This is a genomic window from Emergencia sp. (assembly GCF_048465375.1).
GTDB lineage: Bacteria > Bacillota > Clostridia > Peptostreptococcales > Anaerovoracaceae > Senimuribacter.
In genome coordinates this window covers 98,269-112,013 of the sequence record NZ_DBFWLQ010000006.1, presented here as the reverse complement: position 1 = coordinate 112,013, position 13,745 = coordinate 98,269, and the positions used below count along the sequence as shown (strand labels likewise).

General features: G+C 46.7%; 13 protein-coding genes. 1 reads left to right on the top strand and 12 read right to left on the bottom strand.

Annotated elements, in window-relative coordinates; genetic code table 11:
• From ACMQ5W_RS04825 to ACMQ5W_RS04780, 10 genes are all read right to left on the bottom strand, one after another.
• A partial coding sequence (locus ACMQ5W_RS04825) for a CoA transferase subunit A (RefSeq protein WP_419023842.1) occupies window positions 1–353 on the bottom strand: 353 nt, incomplete at its 3' end.
• Window positions 354–376: 23 nt separating this feature from the next.
• Entirely contained in the window at window positions 377–1,762 is a 1,386-nt protein-coding gene (locus ACMQ5W_RS04820) for a GntP family permease (RefSeq protein WP_419023840.1), read from the bottom strand.
• A 73-nt stretch (window positions 1,763–1,835) separates the two neighbouring features.
• Window positions 1,836–2,597 carry a 3-hydroxybutyrate dehydrogenase gene (locus tag ACMQ5W_RS04815; RefSeq protein ID WP_419023838.1) on the bottom strand — a complete coding sequence of 254 codons (762 nt, stop codon included), beginning with the start codon at window positions 2,595–2,597 and terminating at the stop codon, window positions 1,836–1,838.
• Window positions 2,598–2,609: 12 nt separating this feature from the next.
• Window positions 2,610–3,548: a 3-hydroxyacyl-CoA dehydrogenase family protein gene (locus tag ACMQ5W_RS04810; RefSeq protein WP_419023836.1), complete on the bottom strand. Its 939-nt coding sequence runs from the start codon at window positions 3,546–3,548 to the stop codon at window positions 2,610–2,612.
• A 265-nt stretch (window positions 3,549–3,813) separates the two neighbouring features.
• The gene (locus ACMQ5W_RS04805) at window positions 3,814–5,199 is read right to left on the bottom strand and encodes a sigma-54 interaction domain-containing protein (RefSeq protein ID WP_419023834.1); all 1,386 of its coding nucleotides are present in this window, start codon (window positions 5,197–5,199) and stop codon (window positions 3,814–3,816) included.
• Window positions 5,180–6,400, bottom strand: coding sequence for an AI-2E family transporter (locus ACMQ5W_RS04800; protein ID WP_419023832.1), 1,221 nt, complete (start codon window positions 6,398–6,400; stop codon window positions 5,180–5,182). Before ACMQ5W_RS04800 ends, ACMQ5W_RS04805 begins: the two co-directional genes overlap by 20 nt.
• 342 nt (window positions 6,401–6,742) lie before the next feature.
• Window positions 6,743–7,414, bottom strand: a complete 672-nt coding sequence (locus ACMQ5W_RS04795) for a class I SAM-dependent methyltransferase (RefSeq protein ID WP_419023830.1) — start codon at window positions 7,412–7,414, stop codon at window positions 6,743–6,745.
• Between the two features lie 475 nt (window positions 7,415–7,889).
• Window positions 7,890–10,433 (bottom strand): heavy metal translocating P-type ATPase, encoded by a 2,544-nt coding sequence (locus tag ACMQ5W_RS04790; RefSeq protein WP_419023828.1) that lies wholly within the window; start codon window positions 10,431–10,433, stop codon window positions 7,890–7,892.
• Window positions 10,434–10,435: 2 nt separating this feature from the next.
• A complete protein-coding gene (locus ACMQ5W_RS04785; RefSeq protein WP_419023826.1) occupies window positions 10,436–10,744 on the bottom strand; it encodes a metal-sensing transcriptional repressor in 309 nt (102 codons plus the stop codon).
• A gap of 449 nt (window positions 10,745–11,193) precedes the next feature.
• Complete coding sequence (locus ACMQ5W_RS04780) at window positions 11,194–11,949, bottom strand: acyl-[acyl-carrier-protein] thioesterase (protein ID WP_419023824.1); 756 nt, start codon at window positions 11,947–11,949, stop codon at window positions 11,194–11,196.
• A gap of 88 nt (window positions 11,950–12,037) precedes the next feature.
• Between ACMQ5W_RS04780 and ACMQ5W_RS04775 the strand changes: the two genes are divergently transcribed.
• On the top strand, window positions 12,038–12,997 hold the full coding sequence (locus ACMQ5W_RS04775; RefSeq protein WP_419023822.1) for an alpha/beta hydrolase: 960 nt from the start codon (window positions 12,038–12,040) through the stop codon (window positions 12,995–12,997).
• 101 nt (window positions 12,998–13,098) lie between these two features.
• Here the strand turns inward: ACMQ5W_RS04775 and ACMQ5W_RS04770 are convergent, their stop codons facing one another.
• Window positions 13,099–13,359: a Txe/YoeB family addiction module toxin gene (locus ACMQ5W_RS04770; RefSeq protein WP_419023820.1), complete on the bottom strand. Its 261-nt coding sequence runs from the start codon at window positions 13,357–13,359 to the stop codon at window positions 13,099–13,101.
• Complete coding sequence (locus ACMQ5W_RS04765; protein WP_419023818.1) at window positions 13,352–13,615, bottom strand: type II toxin-antitoxin system Phd/YefM family antitoxin; 264 nt, start codon at window positions 13,613–13,615, stop codon at window positions 13,352–13,354. The genes ACMQ5W_RS04770 and ACMQ5W_RS04765 overlap by 8 nt, the downstream gene beginning before the upstream one ends.
• Between the last annotated feature and the right edge of the window lie 130 nt (window positions 13,616–13,745).

The following is a 13,745-nucleotide window of genomic DNA, read 5'->3' as shown; positions in this document are numbered from 1 at the left end:
GCAGCTCTGATCTTCTCAGCAAGGGTTCCCTGCGGAACCAGTGTGCACTTGAGCGTTCCGGCTACCATGCCGTCGCCGATCAGCGGGTTCATGCCTACGTGGGAAGCGATGATGTGGTCTACCATGCCTGCTTCCAGCAGCTTGCCGATGCCTCTGGCAGTCTTTGCTCCATATGTACCGACAGGAAGGCCTCCATCGTTGCCGATTACAGTTAAATGCTTCACGCCCTTTCTGACCAAGGCGTCGATTAAAATCTCCGGCGATCCCGTTCCGAGGAATCCGCCGACCATGATTGTCATACCGTCTTTGATGCCTGCAACTGCTTCGTCAGCAGTGATTAATTTTTGAATCATCTGATCTCTCCTTCATTATATATCTAAACTATACCAATTGAACCCAGTGCGATGATAACGGCACATGAGATCAGTGGAATAATGACTGTACACATACCGATGTTGAGATAGCACTGTTTATGAGACATACCCGTAACTGCCAGTAAAGTGATGACTGCTCCGTTGTGAGGCAGGGTATCCATTCCTCCGCAAGCAACTGACGCAACTCTGTGCAGCACCTCCGGGCTGATTCCCGCTTCTCCTGCTCTTTCCAGGAAGGTCGGAGCAAAGGTTTCAAGTGCGATGGAAAGTCCTCCCGACGCAGAGCCTGTGATTCCGGCAAGCACTGATGAGGAAATTGCTTCACCGATGAGCGGATTTTCAAAGGTGTTCAACATGACGTTCGCGAGAATTGTAAATCCGGCCAGGGTCTTGATGACGTTTCCGTATCCTACCTCAGAGGCAGTGTTCATAATTGCTAAGAACGATCCTGCCACACCTTCCTTCAATACTTCTACTACACTGCCCATTCTCTTGTAATTACAGATAATGGCTACCAGTACGCCGATGATCAGTGAGACGATCAGTGACCAGTCTCCGATGACCTTTGACAAAGTTGTTCCGTACTGTTCCAGGTAAGAAGCATCCATGTCTCTAAATATGAATTTTGAGAAAATGTAGTTGCTTGCGATAACCAGGATGATCGGTGCGATGGCAATTCCAAAAGGCGGCAGTTTTTCTCTGTCCATGGTGGTCAGTTTTTCTTCTTTGTGCTCGCCATAACCTTCTCCATTCGCCATTGCGATCTTCTTTCTCCAAGTAAGCCAGAACATGCCGCCAAAGAGCATGATCGCTGCTGCGACGATGCCCAGAATCGGCGCTGCAAAACCGTCTGTTCCGAAATACTGCATCGGTATCGCATTTTGAATCTGCGGCGTTCCAGGGATGGCCGTCATGGTAAAGGTAAAAGCGCCAAGAGCAATGGCAGGAGGTAAGATTCTCTTCGGAATTCCTGCCTGTCTGAACAGTGCCGCGCCGATTGGGTAGATAGCAAATGCCGCTACGAACAGAGACACGCCTCCATAGGTGATGACGGCACAGGCCAATACGATGGCCCATAGTTCTTTGCCTTTTCCTGCTTTCTCAGAAATAAAGGTGGCGATGGAATCTGCTGAGCCTGATGCGTCCATGAGTTTTCCGAAAATAGCGCCCAGCATGAAAATTGGAAAGTATGCCTTTACGTAGTTACCTAAGCTGGTCATGAAGGCTTCTGTATAGATTGCGATTCCGTGGAAGTCTCCTCCTTCAAAAATGGCAAAGGCTGATGCCAGCAAAGCAAGAATCGGGGCTAGCAAGATAATGGACCAGCCTCTATACGCCAGGTATATGAGCAGTCCTAATGATAATATAATACCTATTACTCCTATCATTTTTTTCTCCTCTTTTTTAAATATTCAATGATAACGTCTGTTTCAAGTGCATCCCATACCCCTTTTCCTGTATTTAACCTGCAACCCAGCCGCCATCAAGTGGCAGCGCAATGCCTGTAATCGTGTCTGCGTTGTCGCTGCAAAGGAATCTGACTGCTTCGCTGATGGTGGCAAGATCGATGGTCTTCTTTACCGCCGCCTTCTGGAGCATGATCTTGGTCAATACCTCTTCTTCACTGATACCGTGGTGTTTTGCCTGGTCTGCGATCTGTTTCTCTACCAGCGGCGTCCTCACATAGGCTGGACAGATGGCGTTACAGGTAATCCCCTGTGGTCCACCTTCTAAAGCCGCCGTTTTGGTCAATCCTATCATACCGTGCTTTGCCGAAATGTACGCAGATTTAAATTCCGATGCGACCAGCCCATGGATGGAACTGATGTTGATGATTCTTCCCCATCCGTTTTCTTTCATGGAAGTCCAGGCGTATTTTGTCATCAGGAACGGCGCTGTCAGCATCAGGGAGATGATCAAATCCCATTTGTCTTCTGGGAACTCTTCGATGGGACATACGTTCTGGATTCCTGCCACATTTACCAGGATATCCACCCGTCCGTGATTTTCGATGGTGTAATCCACCAGACCCTTGCAGTCTTCTCTGAGGGTCAGGTTGGTGACTTTATATTGGCATCCCAGTCTTTTGGAATGGCTGATCAGCGCTTCTTCATTGATATCTGCCATAACCACCTTTACGCCGTCTTCTGCAAGGGTTTCCGCAATCGCCAGTCCGATACCGCTGGCTGCACCTGTTACAATTGCTGTCTTTACATTACTCATATTTTACCTCCTCTATGATTCTCCAAACAAACATTTGGAAATTTTTGTATACATTTGGTCTCTATACATAATCGCAGCTTCGTCTTTTCCATCGCTGTAGTCATAGAATCCGCACTGGGATTTCACACCATATTCTCCTTTTTCAAAGGCATCAGCCAGCAAGCCGAATGGCTTTTTTTCATTGCAGAGGTCTTCGAACAGGTAAGATGCAATATTATAGAAAATATCCAATCCGCCGTGATCAGAAACTTCAAAGGGGCCCAGACAAGCATAACGTACGCCAAGGGCGTATTTCATCACTCTGTCTACGTCTTCCGGCGATGCAATGCCTTCTTCAACGATATACAGGCATTCTCTGAGAATCGCCAATTGTATTCTGTTGAGGGCAAAGCCTGGGGCATCTTTGACGATGACCGGCTTCTTGCCAACGGCTTCTGCCAAAGCATAGACCGCAGCGGCAGTCTCTTCAGATGTTTTCTCCCCTTTGATCACCTCGATCAAGGGGATGATGTGAGGCGGGTTGATCCAGTGCATGCCTGCAAAGCGTTCCGGTCCGTCTACCACCTCGGCGATTTTCGTTATAGAAAGTCCCGATGTGTTACTTGCCAGAATGGCATCTTCACGAACCAGCGCAGATAGCTTTTCCCAGAAATCGTGTTTTACCTCGATTTTCTCCAAGATTGCTTCAATCACGATGTCCGCCTCTGCAAGCTCCTTCATATCCGCAGTATATTTGATGCGCCTCATCAGTTCTCTGGATTTTACTTCAGACACTAAGCCTTCTGTGACCTCTGTCTTTTGATTGATACCGATGAGCCGCTCAGCCTTTGCCAGAGCCTCCTCAAATATGTCAAAGAGTGTCACCTCATATCCATATTTCGCAAAAGTCTCAGCCATGGATGAGCCCATGGTTCCCGCACCAGCAATGCCGATTTTTTTGATGTTTGTCATCCTTTCACCTCCTCAGAGATTTATGAGAGTGCAATTGCATTTGCTCTATGCCATTCTATTGAGCAAATACCGTGCCATATTTTTCAAAGGCGAAAGGATTGTTGAAATTCCAACAATTATCCAGCACCTCCTATAAATCTGCATAACAAAAAACATCTGGAAATTGTGCTTCCAGATGTTTTTTGTTCAGTATTTCGAACATTTCGAGAAATTTGTTTAGAATTACGTTCGAATTTCAGAACATAATTCTATTTATTTCCATCTCTTATTTGGCCGAAATTTCATATTTTTTCATTTTCTCGTGCAAAGTCGTCCTGCCGATTCCTAAAGAGTCTGCAGTACGCCCTTTCCTTCCATTATTCTCCAATAACGTATCAACAATGAATTGACGTTCGGCTTCTTCCAGATATTGCTTGAGATTTTTGTTTGATTTTTCAACGTGTAGGCGCGTAATCCCTACGGGCAGATCTTTGACTGCGATCATTTTGCTGTCGTCTACAAAATGAGCTGCCTGCTCAATCACATTTTCTAATTCCCTCACATTACCGGGCCAATGATATCTTTTCAGGTACTCCATAGCGCCTGGCGTGATCCCTTTGACAAAAATGTTCCGTTTTTCGTTCATTTTTTCCAAGAGCAGCTTTGCCAGATATGGAATGTCATCGGTTCGTTCTCGCAGAGGAGGGATATTGATCACGATAACGCCCAATCTGAAATAGAGATCATCTCGAAACTCTCCTTTCGCTGCCATCTCCTCCAGATTCCGATTTGTAGCGGCGATGACCCGCACGTCCACACTTTCCGGCCTGCTGGCACCGACTCGCCTGACCTGTCTGTCCTGTATGACGCGAAGGAGCTTCGCCTGCATATGCATGGGAATTTCACCGATTTCATCTAAGAAAATAGTTCCGCCGTTGGCCGCCTGAAAAAGCCCGATGGAGCCGCCGGTTTTCGCCCCTGTGAAACTCCCTCCCTCGTAACCGAACAATTCTGATTCCAAAAGCCCCGGTGCGATGGCAGCGCAGTTGACGCATACAAGAGGCCGCTCATTGCCCCATTTTTCTTTATGTATGGCATGGGCGACCAGTTCCTTTCCTGTTCCGCTCTCACCTAAAATAGTAATGTTGGAATCGCTTGAAGAAACTTTATGCAAAAGAGCCCGCAAATCCTTCATTTCAGGGCTCTTTCCCCATATGTTTTCGATACCGTAACGGGCCGTATTCATCTTGTCAAAGGTACTTTCATAGAAATTCAGTTCCTTTTTCATCTTGCTGATCCTGTTATGAAGCTGATCCAGATCCTTCACATCTTTGAACAGGACTCTGCCGAACGCACCGATAACCTCTCCATCCTTGATGATGGGAATCCGGCTCGCAATCATATTTCTGCCTTTGATCTTGTGGGTTCTCTCAAGCTCAGGAATGCCGCTTGCGATAACTTCCAGCATTCTGGTGTTTTCGATCACCTGGTCTACACGCTTACCGATTGCCTCTTCCTGACTGATTCCAAGAAATTTTGCATAAGCCTTGCTGAGAGCGATAATCGTTCCCTCCGTATTCACAAACACGATGAGTTCTTCTGATGTATTAAACAGGAAATCCAGCAGAAATCCTTTGCTGTGCAGATCACACTTATTCAACGATTTCTTCATTGCGATTCGTCACCTCTTCTTCGCCTGTCATGACACTCTCTTCAAATACAGCCTTCTCCTCCCATTTTTCTCTCGGCACGCCCTTTTTCCTGAGCCTGTCTTTGACAAAAAGTCTGAACAGCGCATAGAGTATGGAGCAAATCGGAATAAAGATGATCATGCCGACAACGCCCATCAGATTTCCACCGATGGTAATGGCTACCAGTACCCAGATGGACGGCAGACCCACTGAATTTCCAACCACGTGTGGATATACCAGATTGCCTTCCAGCTGCTGCAATACTAAGAATACGATGATGAACATGAGCGCTTTAAACGGGCTGACCATCAAAATCAGCAGAGCGCCGATGGCACATCCGATGAAGGCGCCCACCATAGGAATCAGCGCCGTAAAAGCAATCAGCACAGAAATCAGCATGGCATACGGCATCCGGAAGATACTCATGACGATAAAGAACATCATGCCCAAAATGCAGGCTTCCAGGCACTGTCCGGATATAAACTTCGAAAAAGTCCTGCTGGAAAGAGTGCAGACATAAAGAATCTTCTCCGCCGTGTCCTCTTTAAAAATAGCGAAGAGAATCTGCTTGCCCTGTCCCGCCAGCTTCTCTTTTGCCATGAGCAGATAAACGGCAAAGACAAAACCGATAAAGAAATTGACGATGGCGCCGATGATGTTGGTCACTGCGCCAATGCCGCTGTTGACCATACTGGTGGCTGCCTGCTGCATGAAGGCAGACAGTTTCCGTACAATATCCGCCCAGTCCACAGAAAGCTGTTCAGCCAGATCCTGTAATGCCTTCCAATAGCTCATCTTGGAGAAAATCCAATCTTGCGCTGCATTAAATGCGCCCGGCAGTTCTCTTGCAATGCTCATCATGGTGTCAGCAAGCTGCGGAATAACAATATACATGGCGATGATGATGACGCCGACGACTGCTGCCAGTGTGAGCAAGAAAGAAAGCGGCCGCCGTCCTGACTTCAGTCTGTTCGTTCTGTGAAATATCCAGTATTCGATTCTGGTCATGGGCACGTTGATGACAAAAGCGATGCCGGCTCCCAAAATAAAGGGGAACATCAGCCCCAGCACCCCGCCAATCGCCTCGACGACCAGGCCGATGTTTTTGATGCCCAGATAAAACAGAATACAGGCAAATGCGGTCAATATAAAAGTCTTGATATTTTTCTTGTTAAACTCCAATGTGTTCTCCCCTCTTATCCCAAATGTAATTATGGAGATATTCTACCATAGGTATGGGGGTTTGACAAATAAAAAGTCTTCTGCTAGCCTTGCTACCAAAAACGCCTGATGCTGGTTTAATGCGGGATCAGCCAACTCTCACCAAGTATACCCCATCCCAGTATATTCTTGTAAAAATCGCAAAAAACATGAATTGTCCAATTTAAGAGCTGCACTTTTCCAGCATATACTCGATGTTCCAGTCGGATTCTATCAAACAATTCGGCAAATTTGCTGTCTTTTGCGACACCCCCCCTGACACAGCATCAAAAGAATCCTGCATGTATCCTCTCTCGAAATCATTCACTTCTCCACAACCAGGAAGATGCTGGATTCATCCACTTCTGTCACCTGGTACTTATATCCGGAAGCCCTGCCAATCATGTCCATATTTTCCGGCGAGCAGGTGGTTGCCCGAAAGCCGTCCTTGCAGACAATTACGCCATCCTTCGTCTTTTCCATATCGAGTTCACCCAGCAGTCCCTTTTCCGCCTGCTCCGCAAACCAGGCGAGCCGATGCTCCCAGAAGTTAGGACTGTAACTGCTGAAAAAGGCTTTCCCACCTGGCCGCAGCAGTTCCAACACCTCTTTGATGTAGCTCATCGGCTCAATCTTCATGGCGGAAAGACCGTTTTGCAGACATAAAATCACATCAAAAGACGCCTCAAGCTGCATGTGATGTGCATCCATGACGAGCAGCTGTGCGTTCTCCATCTCCTTTAAATATTCCCTGCCGAATTCCACATTGTCCTTAGAAATATCAATGCCGACTATGGACTGACAAAAGGGAGCCAGTTCTTTCATAATGCGTCCGTATCCAGCACCTAATTCCAAAATCCGCTCCGAGCCCTGCAGATATTTTTTTACATAAGAGATTTCCGCTGCCAAATACTGCGCTACTCTCGGATACTTGCTTTGATAGACGTCATAGAGCTTTTGTGCGTTCAAACTTTGATCATAATAGTTATCTTTCATGGCAGACCTCCTGCTATCTAATATAGCAATATTTTATCTTGCCTTCATAACTTTGTCAATTTTGGTGAATCAAATCTGTCGTCAATGAGAGTCGAGATACCCCTACCCGGTACATGCCTGTCAGAAAAACAAAATCTGCCTGATTTGTCTAATTTTAACCCTGATTCTGGCAGATTTCTCTGTTTTTCATGAATTTCTTTGGCACAAGGTGCTTTTAGAAGCGCTAATCCATAGTATTTCGCCAAAAATCGAGCTAAAAATTATATTTAATATACAAATTACATCGTAATATCAATTATTTTTCCCTGTTTTTCACCTTGTCTTTTGCCAAGATACCCCTTTCAAATTTTGAAATCTGCCATAATCCCTAGTTTTTTTGGCTTTTCTGGCCGCTCGCCCTGCTCCCACATGACCCTCTTTGCACATCACACAAAAAAATCCCCCTGCAATCTGCAAGGGGCTGATTTCAATCAGGCTATTTTACCAGTGTATAACCGGCGTCTTCGATGACGCTGGCAAAAGCGTCCATGGAAATTTCCCGCTCTGCGGTAACCGCCGCTATGCCAGAATCCAAATTTACCTCTACCGCACTCACACCCTCCATAGCGCTCAGCGCATCGTTTACGTGTTTCTGGCAGTGGCCGCACATCATTCCCTGAATCATCAATTCATACTTCATTTCTTCATTCCTCCTCGGTTCTCCGGCGCTTTCGCTTGTAACAATCATCTGCTCACGAGCCGCTTCCTGCGCCGGACTTCTCTTTACTTTAAATCTTTTTAAACGCAGCGCATTGAGCACCACGCATACACTTGACAAACTCATGGCTGCCGCGCCGAACATCGGTGACAGCTTCAGCTCGAACATGGGATACAGCACCCCTGCTGCCAGAGGAATCCCGATGGTATTATAGAAGAAAGCCCAAAACAGGTTTTCTTTGATGTTCTTGATGACTGACTTTGACAGTCTCACCGCAGTCACAGCATCCAGCAGGTCGTTTCTCATCAAAACCGCATCGGCGCTTTCAATGGCTACATCCGTACCCGCACCGATGGCGATGCCCACGTCGGCCTTCGCCAGGGCCGGCGCGTCATTGATGCCGTCCCCGATCATGGCTACCTTGTGACCTTCCGCCTGCAAAGCGGCGATGTGCTTTTCCTTATCAGAAGGCAGCACTTCTGCGATGACCTTTGGAATGTGCAGACGCTTTCGAAGAGCCTCGGCAGTCCGCTTGTTGTCTCCTGTCAGCATGACCACGTCAATCTTCATATCCGCAAAGGCCTCGATGGCTTCTCTGCTGCTGACCTTTTCAACATCTGCCACAGCGATCACGCCGATCACTTTATCTGCACGGGCAAAGATTAAAGGCGTCTTACCTTGATCCGCCAAGTCGTCCAAAGTCTTCTGAATGGAACCTGTGTCAATGCCGGCTTCTCCCATCAGGGCGGCGTTACCTGCCAAATATGCCTTGCCGCCGATAGAAGCTTTGATGCCGCGTCCAAAGACCGCTTCAAAGTTCTCTGCTTCCGCCGGTCGTATGCCTTTGACGCCTGCATGCTCCATGACAGCCTCCGCCAGAGGATGTTCGCTGCCGGATTCCAGTCCTGCGGCGATCTCAATCAGCTTTTTCTCGTCTATATCAAAATTGATCACGTCGGTTACTTTCGGTTTGCCTTCTGTGATGGTGCCTGTCTTATCCATGACCACTGTATCCACACTATGGGCTGTTTCCAAGGCTTCGCCGGATTTGATCAAAATGCCGTTCTCGGCGCCCTTACCAGTTCCAACCATGATGGCGACCGGTGTTGCAAGACCCAGGGCGCAAGGGCAGGAAATGACCAGTACAGAAATACCGATAGAGAGGGCGAACTCGAATCCCGCGCCTGCGATGATCCAAATCACTGCTGCGACGATTGCGATACCGATGACAACAGGAACGAAAATCCCTGCAATCTTATCTGCCATCCTGGCGATAGGCGCTTTGCTGGCGCTGGCCTCATCTACCAGTCTGATAATCTGGCTGATGGTGGTATCTTCCCCCACCTTTTCGCACCTGACTTTGATGAAGCCGGTCTTGTTGATGGTGGCAGAAACCGCCTTATCTCCCGGCTGTTTCTCCACCGGAATACTTTCGCCCGTGATTGCCGATTCGTCGATGCTGGTCGTTCCGCTGATGATCTCTCCGTCGGCGGCGATGCTCTCGCCCGGCCTGACGACTAACACATCGCCTATGGTCAATTCGCCGGATGGTATTTCCATCTCGACGCCGTTTCGCTCCACATGAGCGGTCTTTGGCGCCAGATTCATCAGCTTCTCAATGGCCTGGCTGGTCTTCCCCTTTGATCTGGTCTCCAGGTATTTACCCACTGTAATCAGGGTCAAAATCATGGCCGCTGATTCAAAATAGATATCGCCTGCATATCTGTGTACTAAATCCATATTGCCAGTCTCATATCCTGTGGTCATTCTGAATATGGCAAAGACGCCGTAGACGATTGCCGCTGCCGATCCCATAGCGATCAAACTGTCCATATTAGGGCTTCCCCGGAACAGGCTCGGAAAGCCTTTGAGGAAATATTTCTTGTTCAGCACTACGATGGGAATCAGGAAGACCACCTGCAGCAGCACCATGGTCAGTGGCTGGTCCGGCATATGCTTTCCGGTCAGCATATGTCCCATGGACACGTACATCAGAGGAACCAGCAGGATCACAGACCAAATCAATCTGCGCTTCATCAGCTTCGCTTCGTCAAAAGCAGCTTTAGATGCTTCTTCAGATGCGTCATTTGATTTCTTTGCCGCGGCTTCCCCGCTGTCAACGGAAGCGCCATATCCGGCTCTCTCTACTGCCTGAATAATCTTTCCGTCGTCTATTAAATTGTCATCATAGGTGACCTGCATGGTACCGGTCAGCAAGTTTACGCTGACTTCATCAGTCCCTTCCAGCTTGGAAACTGTCTTCTCCACCCTGGAAGAGCATGCCGAGCAGGTCATGCCCGTCACTTTAAATTTTTCTTTCATTTTTACCTCATCAATTTGTGAAGTGTCCCGCAGAGTTCCTCGACCATCTGGTCGTTGCCCGCTTTGATATCTTCCACTACACATGATTTAATATGCTCAGAAAGCAGCAGTTTATTAAAAGAATTTAGGGCGGCGCTAATCGCAGAAACCTGATTGATGATGTCGATGCAGTATCTGTCGTCCTCTACCATCTTCTTTACGCCGCGCACCTGGCCTTCAATCTTGTTCAATCTCGAAATTAAATCTCGATACTCTTTGCCTTCTCTATGGGTTGTTTTCTCTGCACAAGCAGCACACTTTTCTTCTGTCATATGATCATCTCCTTTTCCTTAATGATTATAGTATACCCCTGTTAGGTATATTCGTCAAGGGTTAGATGCTTTTTTTATAATTTGATCTTCATGCGTCTGCTATGGTCATGTTTTACCCGTCATTTCATCAAAAAAGGGTAAAAACGCCTAAATATTTTGCTGCATAAAGAGCCGCAACGGCATTTGAGAAAAAAAGGCGACGAAGTTTCAACGGTTACAGCCTGTACAGCAGCGGCACTCCCTTTGCAGTCCTCAGATTTTTTAGGTGTTATCGCGCTTTTTGTACCAATAGGGGTTAAAAGCGGTTTGCAGGTCGTTAGTTATGTCATTGCAAATAAAAAACGGAGCCGAGTACCAGTGATTCTTAGTACGCGGCTCCTCTTGTTTCATCTTGTTCTGCGTTATTTGCCGATTCTGTAAATTGTTTACTCCATTTCGTGTAGACTTTTTTATCGTTCTAACCTTTTCATGCCAATCTGGGCCTCGACGTTGATTTCACCTTCTACCTTTGATGCAAAACACCAGGTTTCTTCTGCCTCAGAATCCTCCGACAGAGGCACATCCATTTTGCCCATATAGATCTCCACTTTGCCTCCCAAAGGCGCTTCCTTCATGAATCTGAGATTGACAGACGTCACCTCTTTGCTCATAACATCTGGGATAAAGTTCCAGAGCATGTCCGGATAATGGGTGTTATTCATATGCAGATTCATGTCCACATCGCTGTAGAATACCTCCTTCTCCCCCGCTTTCGCATACGCAAGATCCTTTGGCAGGCGGAAACGATTTGGCAGGGAAAGGGACAGCGGCTCGTCCGTATCATAATTTGAGATATCTACTTCAGAGGCTTTGCAGAGCTTGCCGGTCTGGTGATTGGTTACAGCCCAGACGCTGTAGGCTCTGGCGCAAACGCGGTTATCGCAAGTGATCTCGTAACAGCGGATAAAGGTAGCCCCCTTTTCCGGGCAGCGCCAAGTTGCCACTTCGATCTCGTCATACTGATGGATTTGTTCGTAAACCTCAATGGTGATTCTGGTGATGATAAAAGATTTGCCGGCAAAAAACAACTCGTAGTAGGACGGCTTCCGATCCCTCATCTGGTGGTTGGCCGTTTCCTGCATGTATCTGAGGACGAGAGACGGCTTCATATTATTATTGACATCAACATCGTGACTGGTCACTTTGTACTTTTCTGTGTATCTCATCTTACCCTTCTTTCTTTTTTTCATTTCATATGATAATATTGTAACATAAATCTAAAAAATTTTGAATAAATATCATTGGGGTATGAAAATGAAAAAGAAAAAAATAATCATCATTTCTGCCATCATTTTGGCATTTTTACTCGTTGCCTTTGGCTCCATGTCCTGGTTCATCGGTACGGAGGTTTTCAAAAGCTCCACCCAGCTGGTGACCAACCAAGAGACATCCGGCGTCAAGGAGAGTTTCTGGAAAACTTTCGGCATCGATTACGAAAAGTTCAAATCCACATACAAAATAGAAGGCATTTCGGTTCCATCTTCTGAAGGCGACCACGATATTCCCGGCGACTATATCTACGCCAAAGGCGCAGATACCAAGGATCGAGATACCGTCATCCTGATTCACGGACTGGGAGGCAACAGATACAGCAACTACCCGGTAGCAGCATACTTCTTAGAGAAAGGCTATAATGTCATCACCTACGATCAGCGCAGCTCCGGGGAAAACAAGGCAAAATACACGACCTTCGGTTATCTGGAAAGCGACGACGCAAAAGATCTGGTATATTACGCCTCCAATCTGACGACCGACAAAGCCATCGGTCTTTGGGGCACCTCCTTTGGCGGCGCAACAGCGGGCCATGCCATTTCTGATAAGGATATCGCGGCAAAGGTGAAATTTGCTGTTCTCGACTGCCCAGTCAGCAGCATGAAAGACATGGTGGCAGCGGAGATCGACAAGATGGATATTCCGCTTCCTACGGAATACATGACCTGGTGCGGCAGTGTGGTCAACAAATTCAAACTGGGGTTCTCTTATGGAGACGCTGACGTACCGTCCGCCGTAGCCGACACCGACGTACCGGTTCTCGTCATCAACAGCAAAGCGGACCAGCTGACGCCCTATTACATGGGCCGGGACATCTACAAAGACATCGATTCAAAGGATAAAAAGATTCTCTCCGTAAAAGACAGCGACCACGCACAGGTCTGGCTGAACCATAGGGAACTCTACCGCAAAACCATGGACGAATTTATCAGCCAATATTGACTCTTGACCAGACAAAGAACGTACCTTACGAAGCGTCGCCCCTTGCGGGCGACATGAGTGCATAGGAGCGACGCTCCGTTATGCACTCGTTTTTTATAAGATTATTTTTGATGATGGTACCTGCAGGAGAGGATAATGATGGATCCGTCATCAATTTTATAAACCAATCGGTTTTGTTCATCGATGCGCCGGCTCCAAAATTCACTCAGATTTCCTGTGAGAGGTTCTGGTTTGCCAATTCCTCTGTTTCCATTGCGAGAAATGTCCTCAAATAATTGATTTATTTTTTTCAGAGTTTTTCGATCCTCTGTTTGCCAGTAAACATAGTCCAGCCAGGCATTGTCTGTAAATAATTTATTCATCTTTTGTCTCTAAAATTTCATGAATTTTTACATTGCCATTTTCGAACTGACGCTTAGATTCCATAAGCCAGTCATAATTAGCCTTGTTTCCCATCAAATGCATGTTTTCAAGCATATTATTATAGGCTTCCTCTGATATCATGACAACATTTTTATTATTCTTACGTGTAATAATAACCGGTTCATAATCCTCTGTCACTTTATCCATGTAACATTTCAAATTATCACGAACCTGTGAATAATTCGTTGCAATCATAATAGACTCCTCCTTTATTATATTCATTATATCGTACAATATTTTGTACGTTAAGTTCAAGATAGTCAAATTCAAAAGCGGCGGCTAAATCCATGACCTGGATTTTTAGCCGCCGCAATTTATTTTCTTT